Source organism: Rhodopseudomonas sp. B29 (assembly GCF_000333455.1).
In the GTDB taxonomy this organism is placed as follows: Bacteria; Pseudomonadota; Alphaproteobacteria; order Rhizobiales; family Xanthobacteraceae; genus Rhodopseudomonas.
This window is the reverse complement of the sequence record NZ_BADD01000137.1, coordinates 1-10453: the sequence shown is the minus strand read 5'-3', so window position 1 is coordinate 10453 and position 10453 is coordinate 1. Positions and strand designations below refer to the sequence as shown.

Annotated in this window: 9 protein-coding genes and 1 pseudogene; 8 read left to right on the top strand and 2 right to left on the bottom strand. The window is 60.2% G+C overall.

Annotated features, from left to right (window positions below; translation table 11 throughout):
* Positions 1–469: 469 nt before the first annotated feature.
* Both I5M_RS34395 and I5M_RS34390 read right to left on the bottom strand, forming a co-directional pair.
* Complete coding sequence (locus I5M_RS34395; RefSeq protein ID WP_022720437.1) at positions 470–760, bottom strand: hypothetical protein; 291 nt, start codon at positions 758–760, stop codon at positions 470–472.
* Between the two features lie 244 nt (positions 761–1004).
* Positions 1005–1236: pseudogene (locus tag I5M_RS34390) on the bottom strand (TetR/AcrR family transcriptional regulator); the annotation flags it as partial.
* A gap of 163 nt (positions 1237–1399) precedes the next feature.
* Between I5M_RS34390 and I5M_RS05175 the strand changes: the two are divergent.
* The 8 genes from I5M_RS05175 to I5M_RS05140 form a co-directional block, all read left to right on the top strand.
* The gene (locus I5M_RS05175; protein ID WP_022720435.1) at positions 1400–2185 is read left to right on the top strand and encodes a cyclase family protein; all 786 of its coding nucleotides are present in this window, start codon (positions 1400–1402) and stop codon (positions 2183–2185) included.
* Positions 2186–2249: 64 nt separating this feature from the next.
* Positions 2250–3371: an ABC transporter substrate-binding protein gene (locus I5M_RS05170; protein ID WP_159103974.1), complete on the top strand. Its 1122-nt coding sequence runs from the start codon at positions 2250–2252 to the stop codon at positions 3369–3371.
* 14 nt (positions 3372–3385) lie between these two features.
* Positions 3386–4258 carry a branched-chain amino acid ABC transporter permease gene (locus I5M_RS05165; RefSeq protein WP_022720433.1) on the top strand — a complete coding sequence of 291 codons (873 nt, stop codon included), beginning with the start codon at positions 3386–3388 and terminating at the stop codon, positions 4256–4258.
* Positions 4255–6012 carry an ATP-binding cassette domain-containing protein gene (locus I5M_RS05160; protein ID WP_022720432.1) on the top strand — a complete coding sequence of 586 codons (1758 nt, stop codon included), beginning with the start codon at positions 4255–4257 and terminating at the stop codon, positions 6010–6012. The genes I5M_RS05165 and I5M_RS05160 overlap by 4 nt, the downstream gene beginning before the upstream one ends.
* Complete coding sequence (locus tag I5M_RS05155) at positions 5999–6709, top strand: ABC transporter ATP-binding protein (RefSeq protein WP_022720431.1); 711 nt, start codon at positions 5999–6001, stop codon at positions 6707–6709. Before I5M_RS05160 ends, I5M_RS05155 begins: the two co-directional genes overlap by 14 nt.
* On the top strand, positions 6710–7579 hold the full coding sequence (locus I5M_RS05150; protein WP_022720430.1) for a xanthine dehydrogenase family protein subunit M: 870 nt from the start codon (positions 6710–6712) through the stop codon (positions 7577–7579). It abuts the gene before it with no gap.
* A 1-nt stretch (position 7580) separates the two neighbouring features.
* The gene (locus I5M_RS05145) at positions 7581–8066 is read left to right on the top strand and encodes a (2Fe-2S)-binding protein (protein WP_022720429.1); all 486 of its coding nucleotides are present in this window, start codon (positions 7581–7583) and stop codon (positions 8064–8066) included.
* The coding region (locus I5M_RS05140) for a xanthine dehydrogenase family protein molybdopterin-binding subunit (protein WP_031335435.1) at positions 8063–10453 on the top strand (2391 nt) is incomplete at its 3' end. The genes I5M_RS05145 and I5M_RS05140, both read left to right, overlap by 4 nt.

Sequence of the window (10453 nt, the reverse complement as noted above, 5' to 3'; positions counted from 1 at the left end):
GTGATGATGGCAACGGCGATTGCTGCGCTCATCATAGCTACGAGCCGGAGGGCCTATTATGCGACGGGACACCCCTGCGCCTGCCCCGAGTACAGGAAGAGCATGGCCAGCCGCTGATTGGCTGAGGTGCGAACTCGCTTCAATCGCTCATCACCGGGATCGTCCCACTCGTTCGGCGCTGATGACGACTAAGCGGGGTAATGGAGCTGGCAAGCTGGTCCGCAGACTGTTCAGAAGCGTAGGCTCAGGAGCGTGCCTTCCGTACTTTCTTGGGAGGAAGTGCTCCGAAAGCGGTCATTCGACGGAGCGCCGCAAAGGGCCAGAAGCGGTCCTGTGGTCTTTTGATTTTCCCCTTACCAGCTCTTCGGCGATAGATTGAGGTCTGCGCTCCAGCTAACTCTAACCTTGTTCAGATATGCAATTGGCGCGTTAGGGCTCGGCCACCGCGGCGTTCTCGTTTCACGCCATTCTATTTTGAGGCTGATCTTCTTTTCGCTTTTGGCGGAGTGATCTCCGGAGGCACCTTTGCCGCTCGCAATGGTTGTTCGGACTTCCGCTTCTTCCAAGTGCGTTCGCTGGCTTGAGGTTTCGACGCCAGACCAGCGGTCAGGAATGGGATGATGTAAGACATGGCCTCATCTGGGTCTCCGAACGACAGATCATTGCCCATCAGGCGCTGCAATCGGCCGCTGTCGGCCCTGATGTAGAGCATGGCGCCGTAGATGCAGCCGAGCTTCCAAAAAAGCTCTTTCCGCGGCATGCCCTTGCAAGCGGCCTCGAGCGATTCCAAAACTTACGGCCCACGGAGTCGTAGAAATCGTAGACCGCGTTTCGAACTTCTATCGACGGGTCCATGGATGATTGTGCGGCCAATACCTTGAAATGCCGCTCTCCTTCGGAGTCGCCCAGCGCCAGTGTCGGACCGATGAATGCTCGAAGCACCGTTGCCGGATCCGGCGCATTTTCCGCGACCGCTTCGGCCATCAAGCGCTCGCGCTCTTCATTGATCGGCCCGAGTCGGCGCTCGAAGACGGCCCGGATGAGGGCTGCCTTGGAGCGGAAATGATAATGCATCGCCGCGCTATTGGCGTTGGCTTCGTCGGTGATCATCCGCGTCGAGACGCCATTGAACCCCTTCTCTGCAAAGAGCTTTTCAGCGGCATCGAGTAGCCTTTCCCGTGTCCCGGAAGTGGGGCGGTCCTCGGTGACCTTGGCGGGCTTCGTGGAGGATCGCATCGAGAGCAGCCTTCTCTGTAAGCGCAAAAACGATAACTAACATCCACGTCGGCAAAGTCCAATCAATTGAGTGTTTCAAGCAATCGCTTGACTTAGACCTGGGCGATCCGGTAATTCCCATCCGAGATTGGGCGCCTGTCGCGCGCCGGGCGGGGGGATGTGAATGCGGATTGTCGACATCTCGGTGTGTATCGAAAACGGCATCGCAAGCGATCCAGTCTTTGCTCGTCCCAAAGTGGCCTATCACGGGCACGACGAGACCATTGGACGGATGCGCAACTTCTTCCCCGATCTGCGGCCCAGCGATCTACCCGACGGGAAGGCCTGGGCGATGGAAAGCGTCGAGCTCACCACGCACAACGGCACCCATCTGGATGCGCCGTATCACTTTCACCCAACGATGAATCACTCCCTCGTCGACGGGGGCGAGCGAGCGATCACGGTGGACGAGATTCCCCTGGATTGGTGCTTCCGTCCGGGTGTGAAGCTCGATTTCCGTCATTTGGAGGACGGATATGTTGCGACGGTCGACGACGTAGCGCGGGAGCTGGACCGCATTGGTTACACGCTCAAGCCCTATGACATCGTGGTGGTGAACACGCGAGCCGGCGAGCGTTACGGCGCGCCGGACTACGTCGAGACCGGCTGCGGCATGGGGAAAGAGGCGACGCTGCATCTTCTCAAGGCCGGGGTTCGAATAACCGGAACCGATGCCTGGAGTTGGGACGCTCCTTTGTCGCTCACGGCCAAACGCGTCGCGCAGACCGGAAAAATGGAGCTGATCTGGGAGGGGCACAAGGCGGGCCGCGATATCGGCTATTGCCATATGGAGAAGTTACACGGTCTCGAAGCCCTTCCATCTCACGGTTTTCGCATCGCCTGCTTTCCGGTGAAGATTCGCGGAGCCTCGGCAGGTTGGACCAGGGCCGTGGCGATCTTCGACGAGTGACGGTTCGCTCGATCGGCGATCTGCAAACAAAACCACAAATTCAATAAGGGGAAGGATGCGGACCATGAATAAACGACTGCTCTGCGCCGCCGCTGCGGGAGCGCTGATCGCGTTGGCTTGGGGGGCGCAATCTAGCGATGCTTCGGCCAAGGACACGCTTCCGATCGGAGTGATATTTCCGACCAAGAGCATCATTGGGCAGCAAGGTGTCCAAGGGGCGAACATCGCAGCCGACCTGCTGAATGCTGATGGTGGGGTGAACGGCAAGGAAGTTCGGCTTATCGTCTACGATACCAACTACTCCCCGGTCGAAGGTGTAGCGGCAGTTGAGAGGTTGATCACTCAAGACGGAGTTCATGTTGTCGCAGGTGAGATTTCGAGCACGATTGCATTGGCGGCTATTCCAGTTGTGAAGGCGGAAGATGCACTATTAATGCTCGCCGTGCCGAAGCATCCTGACGTGACCAAGAGCGATTACGATCGAGTGTTCCGACTTAATACGACTTCGACGATGGACGCCGCATCGTTCAACGACTACCTGAAGAACAAGATCGCGCCCGCGAAGATTGCCTATCTCGCGGAGAACAACGACTTCGGTCGTCTGACCCTCGACGACGCAAAGAAGAGCTTCGGCAGCAAGATCGTCTTCACCGATATCTTCGAGGTCAAACAAAGCGACTTCTCCGCGCTTGCGAGCAACGTCCGCGGATCCGGCGCAGATCTCGTCTGCATCATGGCGAGCAACCCCGAGCAGTCCGGAAATCTGATCAAGAGCATGGCGGACGTAGGCTACATGCCAAAGCGTTGTCTGACGCCGGGCGTACTCAACAACGATTTCCCCAAAGTCGCGGGCGCTGCCGCCGAAGGCGTCTTTTCGGAAGACATCTACGCGCCTTCGATCGACACCGACCTGAACAAGCGCTTCGTCACAAGCTATGAAGCGAAGTACAAGAGCGTGCCTGGAAAGATAGAATTGCTCGGCTTCGAAAGCGTCTGGATCACCGGACTGGCTATGAGAAAGGCTGGAACGGTGACCGATACCAAGAAAATCGCGGAGGTTCTTCGAGCCAACCCTTGGCCCACTCCTCGTGGAACGGTCGCATTCGACAAGTCAGGGCAGGCATCCAGCGATCACGTCTACCACGTGGAAGTGAAGGACGGGAAAGTCGTCGCCACCCAGCGCTAGCTTCGGGGATCGTCATGTTCGACCTTGTGCTCCAGCAGCTGGCGAACGGCATTTCGACCGGGATGATCTACGCGCTTATCGCGCTCGGTCTGACGGTCGTCTTCGGAGTCATGCACGTGATCAACTTCGCGCACGGCGAATTGTACATGGTGGGCGCTCTCTGTTCCGTAATGCTCACCAGTCGTCTCGGCATCCCGTACATCTTGACGGTGCCGATCGCGGCGATCGCAGGCGCTCTAATTGCAATCGTGACCGACCGCATCGCGATCAGTCCGGTTCTGCCTCGGAAGGACGGGCACGCCCTCGTTCTGATTACGACCTTTGCGGCCAGCATGCTCATCAATGAAACGGTCGTCGCGAGTGCCGGCCCCGGACCCATCCCCAGTCCAGGCATTGGCGGTTGGGTGTTGAGCCTGGGCCCGGTGGCGCTGAGCGCGCAGCGCCTGCTCGTCATCGGTGTCGGATTGCTGCTCGTCATCTTCTTGCAACTCATGCTCATGCGAACAAAGTTCGGCCGATCCCTCCGCGCCGTCGCGCAGAGCGCATGGGCAGCCGAGGTCGTCGGCGTCGACGTCCGGAAAATCGCGTTCCTCACGCTCGCCTTGTCCGGATTGCTGGCGGGTCTCGCCGGAGCGCTGGTCGTTCCAATCGTCACGTTCAGTGCCGCAATGGGAAGCCATGCGATCATCAATGCTTTCGTGATCGTCGTGATTGGCAGCATGGGCAGCTTCGTCGGAGCCGTCGTCTGCGGCGTCGCGCTGGGAGTCGCGGAATCGATCGCGAGCATCGCGATGTCGAGCGACGCGTCGAGCGCGATCATCTATTCCCTGTTGCTGGTTGCGCTGCTGCTACGTCCTCAAGGTCTGTTCGCGAGGAGTGCGCGATGAACCGCGCAACGCTCATTACGGTTGTCGCCGCCGCTGCCGCGGTGCTGGCTTCAATGACGCTACCCAGCTACTACGCCAGTCTTGCGGTTTACGCTGTTGTACTCTCCATGCTGGGTGTGTCGGTCAACATCTCGAGCGGATATCTCGGTTTGATGTCCTTCGGTCATGCGGCGTTTTTCGGTCTCGGCGCCTACGCGGCGGGGCTGCTGGCAGTCCGGTGGGGAGTGAATTTCTGGCTGGCGGTAGCATTGGCGAGCCTGCCGGCAGCAGCGTTGGGGGCGGTCGTTGGCGTCGCGTCCCTGCGGGTGAGCGGGCACTATTTCGCAATCGCTACGCTGGTCGTATCCGAAATTCTCCGGCTGCTATCCCTCAACTGGATATCGCTTACCCGTGGCCCGTTAGGCGTCGTGGTCCCGCGTCCTCGTATCGCTTATTTTGAATCCTTCGGCCTGATCTTCGCGCAATATCATCTCATGATCTGCATCGTGGTGCTCGCATTACTCATCGAGATCATGCGTCGTCTGGTCGCGAGTCCCTACGGCCGCGCCTGGATGGCTCTGCGCGACAAGCAGGAACTCGCCGAAAGCGTTGGCATCGCGCCGCTAAGCCACAAGGTCGGCGCAATTGCGCTGTCGGGCGGTATCGCAGGGCTTGCAGGTGCACTCTTGGTACCTCGGATCCTCGTCCTCAGTCCCGACCTCTTCGGAACGAACTTCTCCGCGACAGGCCTTCTCGCGGTCATTGTCGGCGGAAAGGGTACGCTGCTTGGCCCCGTTTTCGGAGGTGTGTTGTTCGCGGCGGCTCCGGAACTGCTGCGGTCGATCGATGCGTATCGCATCGCCGTGTTCGCCTTGATCCTTCTGCTGGTGGTGCGCATTCGGCCGGGCGGTCTGGCAAGTCTGCTGCCGCGCGGGTCGGCGGGCGAAGCGCGGAACGCGGCCATTCCTCCGTCCAAGCCCGTGGTGCAGGCGGCTTCACTTGCTATTTCATCGATCTCCAAGAGCTTTGGAGGTTTGAAGGCCATCGACGACGTGTCCTTTTCGGTTCTGCGCGGAAGAATCCTTGGTTTGATCGGTCCGAACGGTGCCGGAAAGACCACATGCCTCAGCCTGGTAAGCGGATTTCTCACGCCCTCGCAGGGAAGCATCGATATCGGTCCGCGGAAGCTTACCGGTCTCTCCGCGCCGCGCGTCGCTGAAGAAGGGGTCGTGCGGACATTTCAGCACACCACATTGTGCCCAATGCTGACGGTGTTCGAGAATGTGCTCATCGGGACCCACCTTCTCTCACCAGAGACGGCTTGGTCGGCGGTGCTCCAAACCAAAGCCTATCTCGAGCGAGAGAAAGTCCGCGCGTCATGGGCCCAGGCATGCCTGGAAAAGGTCGGGCTCGCTGGCCGTCATCAGAGCGAAGCCGGCGCGTTGCCGTACGGCGAACAGCGGTTGCTTTCGATTGCGGTCGCGCTGGCTGCTCGTCCGGATTTCCTGCTTCTGGACGAGCCCGCCGCGGGTCTCAGCGGAACCGAGGCCGTCTCCCTCGTTCGGCTCTTGCGCCAGCTACGCGACGACGGGGTGACGATCATACTGATCGATCATAATCTCCGGATGATGATGGAGATCTGCGACGAACTGGTCGTGATCCACCACGGCAAGATGCTTGCACAGGGAGACCCCGTTTCCGTCCGCAATGATCCTGCGGTTATCGAGGCCTATCTCGGTCAAAGACGAGCGGGAGAGGCGCATGCTGCAGCTTGATGGTGTAGGCGTCCACTACGGCCCGATCCGAGCCGTCTCCGATCTCAGCCTGGTCGTGAAGAGTGGAGAGGTCGTCGCTCTGGTTGGCGCGAACGGCGCGGGCAAGTCGTCGACGCTGCATGCGGTCCTCGGGATGGCCAAATCCAGCGGGGCCATTATGCTCGATGGGCACGATATATCGAAGTGGGCGGTCCATCACCGGATCGAGAACGGATTGGCGCTTTCACCCGAAGGCCGGCACGTTTTTCCCGAGATGAGCGTGCTGGAAAACCTGGAATTAGGGACGGTTCGTCGTACCGCCGGAGTGGCCAAAGAGCTCATCGAAGAAATGCTGACGATCTTTCCGCGGCTTCGCGAACGGATCGACCAGCGGGCGGGCAGCATGTCCGGCGGCGAGCAGCAGATGCTGGCAATTGCACGTGCGCTGATGTCCAGGCCCAAGGCTCTGATGCTCGACGAACCGACGCTCGGTCTGGCTCCCCTGATTGTCGATCAGATTGGCGAACTCGTCGTATCCCTCAAGGCGCGTGGGCTCGCCATCCTGCTTTCCGAACAAAATGCGGAAATGGCGCTCGAGGTCGCTGACCGGGCGTACGTGATCGAAAGCGGTCGGGTGGTGAAATCCGGTGACAGCAAAACAATCAAATCGGATCCCGCCGTGCGCGCCGCCTACCTTGGCTTTGAGGAAAATACTTAAATGAAACCGGCTGCGTTCGATCTGCTTCGGCCTGACAGCCTCGAAGAGGCATTGCAGGCCTTAACCGCCCATCAAGAAGCGGACATCAAGGCTCTGGCTGGCGGCCAGAGCCTCATACCCATGATGAACTTCCGAGTCGCCCAACCCAGCGTACTCGTCGATCTCGAGCGAATTCCTGATCTGCGCGGCATCGAGGAAGATGGAGACTGGATCTCGATCCGGCCGATGACCCGCCACTTTGAAGTCAAAGCAAGTCCGGTTGTCGCCAAGCACTTGCCTCTGGTGAGAGAAGCATACGAGCACGTCGCTCACTTTACGATCCGCAACCGGGGCACACTCGGCGGCAATCTTTCGCACGCAGATCCGGCTTCTGAGATGCCTTGCGTGATGAATGCTCTTGACGCCGACTTTGTCCTGCAGAACGCGTCGTCCGTTCGGACGGTCCCGGCGAGGGAATTTTACTTGGGTCCGTTCACGACCGCGATCGAACCAGACGAATTGCTCGTCCAGATCCGAATTCCGAAGGCTCAGGCCGACGAACGTTTCGCCTTCGAGGAAGTGAGCCTGCGCAAGGGGGACTTCGCCATGTCGGCCGTCGCCGTGCGACTTGCATTCGACGGCGACGTATGCCGCTCCGCCGGCATCGCGCTCGCCGGAGTAGCCGGCACGCCGGTGCATGCCGAAGCCGCTGAGGCCGAGTTGGTGGGCCAGCCGGTCAATCCGGACGCCGCGGCCAGGGCCGCATCCAGCATGATCGAAACCATCGTGTTCGAGGGGAGCGCGAACATCACTGCCGAATATCGCCGGCACGTGACGCGGGTGCTGATCGAACGCGCGATCATCCGCGCCGTCGCCTCACCAAGGATCTGAAATGTCCGATACCTCCATTAAACTTACGGTCAACGGCGAGGTCGTGTCCCGCGCCGTCGAACCGCGACTACTGCTGTCCGATTTCCTGCGACAGGATCTTGGTCTGACCGGCACGCATGTCGGCTGTGAACACGGCGTCTGCGGAGCCTGTACGGTACTTATAGACGGGCGCTCCGCGCGTGCGTGCTTGACCTTCGCGGCACAGATCGACGGCTCCTCGGTCGAGACGGTCGAAGGCCTCGCCAAAGAGAGCGGCGCACTTACTCCGTTGCAGGAAGCCTTCCGCGATTCTCACGGCCTGCAATGCGGTTTTTGCACGCCGGGCTTCCTCATGGTTGCCAACGAATATCTCCGGGCCGGAGGGTCGGCCGACCGCCAAGAGATACGCGAGGCGATCTCCGGAAATATCTGCCGCTGCACGGGTTACGAAACGATCGTCGACGCCATCGCCAAGGTCGCCGGCAAAGCACAGGACGACCGAAGATGAGCGAGCCGCAGACCCGTAACGCACGTTGGATAGGTCGCAGCGTTCCCCGCCGGGAGGACTCACGTTTCCTAATGGGCCGTGGCCGCTTCAGCGATGATGTCTCCCTGCCGCGGATGGCTTATGCAGCGGCGCTGGCATCTCCGCATGCGCATGCGCGGATCAAGTCGATCGATACCACGCGTGCCAAAGCTTTGCCTGGCGTCCTTGCGGTCCTGACGGGCGCGGAGGCCGCGCAGCTGATGGGACCGATGCCCACGCTTTCGTCCCCGCCTGTTATCCAGCACTGCGTCGCCATCGATCGGGTGCGGCACGTCGGCGAGCCTGTGGCGATCGTGGCGGCGGAAAGCCGCTACATTGCCGAGGATGCCTTGGCACTGATCGACGTCGACTTCGAGCCGCTGCCTGCTGTCGTCGATCCCGAAGCATCGATGTTCGCCGAAGGAGACGCGATACTCCACCCGGATCGTGGAACTAACATCGTCCACCAAAGCCGGTACGCATGGGGGCCCGTAGACAAGGCCTTCAACGACGCGGCCCACGTTGTCCGACGCCGTTTCCGGTGGAATCGGGTATCACCGCAGCCGATCGAGACGTGCTCCGCGGTCGTCGATTTCGATCCCGCCGAGATCAAGTACACGATTTACTCGAACATGTCCCAGCAGGGCGTGCTCGGCATGCGCCTCTCCGCTTCGCTACGCGTCGAGCCGCATCAACTCAACTTTCACATGCGGGATGTCGGTGGCAGCTTCGGAGGGAAGTCCACGCTCTATCACGTGCCAATGATCGCTGCGGTTCTCGCTCGCCTTACGGGACGACCGGTCAAGTTCACCGAAGATCGAGCCGAGCACATGGCCAACGGCAATCAGCACGCATCCGACCGAATTTATGATGCCGCGCTGGCGATCGATGCGGGGGGGCGGTTCACGGGTCTCCGCCTGAAAGTCATCGATGACTACGGCGCGTATTTCCTCATGAATACCGGATCGCACGGCAACGCCCTTGCTCAGGCGATCGGACCCTACACGATCGAAGCACTGGAATACGATCTGACCTGCGTTCTGACCAATAAGACGAACCAGGCACCGTACCGCGGCTTCGGCGGAGAGGTCGGCAATTTCGTCATTGAGCGGCTCGTCGACGCCGCGGCCCGCGAGCTCGGCCTAGATCGCATCGCGCTGCGCCGGCAGAACTTCATCAATAAGAACCAGTTTCCGTACAGGATTCCGAACGGCAATATTTACGACAGCGGAGACTATGAGCGAGTTCTCGAGCGTGCAATGTCCTTGGCCGAGCTGGACAAGTGGCGGGCTCTAAAGGCTTCGGCGCGCGAGCGCGGCAAGCGCATCGGGATCGGTCTGGCAACCGTGAACGAACGTAGCGTCCTGAGCGTCACCGAACTATGGTTCCTGGACAAGGAGCCTGGCTTTCCGCAAACATCGAGCCCCGAGAGCGTCCAGATCCGTATGATGGCCGATGGGGCCGTTGTTATCACGCTCTACGCTCCGCACTGGGGCAACAGCCCCGAAACGTCGGCGATCCAGCTCGTCGCCGAGCACCTCTCGATCGATCCAGCTCGGATTTCCGTGAATTATGGGTCGACTGAGCACGGTCTCATGTCGAAGGGGCCCGTTGGCAGCCGCTACACGGTCATGCTGGCGGGAGCTATCGCCGGCGCCTGCCGCGAGCTGAAGTCGCGGCTCAGGCTTTTCGCCGCAGAGATGCTGTCGACAACGGAGGACACTCTCGAGGTCTACGATGAGCGCGTCCACGTCCGGGACGAACCTTCGCGCGGCAAAACTTTCGCGGAAGTCGCGCGCGCTGCTCACAGCTTCCGCCTATCTTTCCCGAAGGACGAGCGCTATCGGAGTGGTCTGGTCGCCCAATACACCTACGACCATCCCTTGACTACGCTGCCGAAGGCGGATCGATCGGATCTGGGCATTTTCTATCCCATCGTCGGGCACGCGTGCCATATCGTGGTGGTGGAGATCGACGAAGCGCTCAATACTGTGAAGTTCCTGCGTTACGTGGCGGTCCATGATGCGGGAACGGTTCTCAATCCAAAGCTGATCGACGGGCAGATCCGCGGCGGCATCGCGCAAGGCATTGGGACGGCGCTGTACGAAAAGTACGTCTATGACGACAATGGTCAGCTCTTGACCGGGTCGCTGGCCGACTATGCGCTTCCAACAGCTGTCGAAGTCCCAGACATCATTGTCGATCACGTCGAGACGCCGTCGCCCTATACCGAATTCGGCATGAAAGGGTGCGGAGAGGGAGGACGTCTCGCTGCGATGCCTGCAATCGCTTCCGCCATTGATGACGCTTTCCTCGACGAGCAGATCTATGTGGACGAGCTCCCGGTGACGCCTTCCTTCCTCCACGCG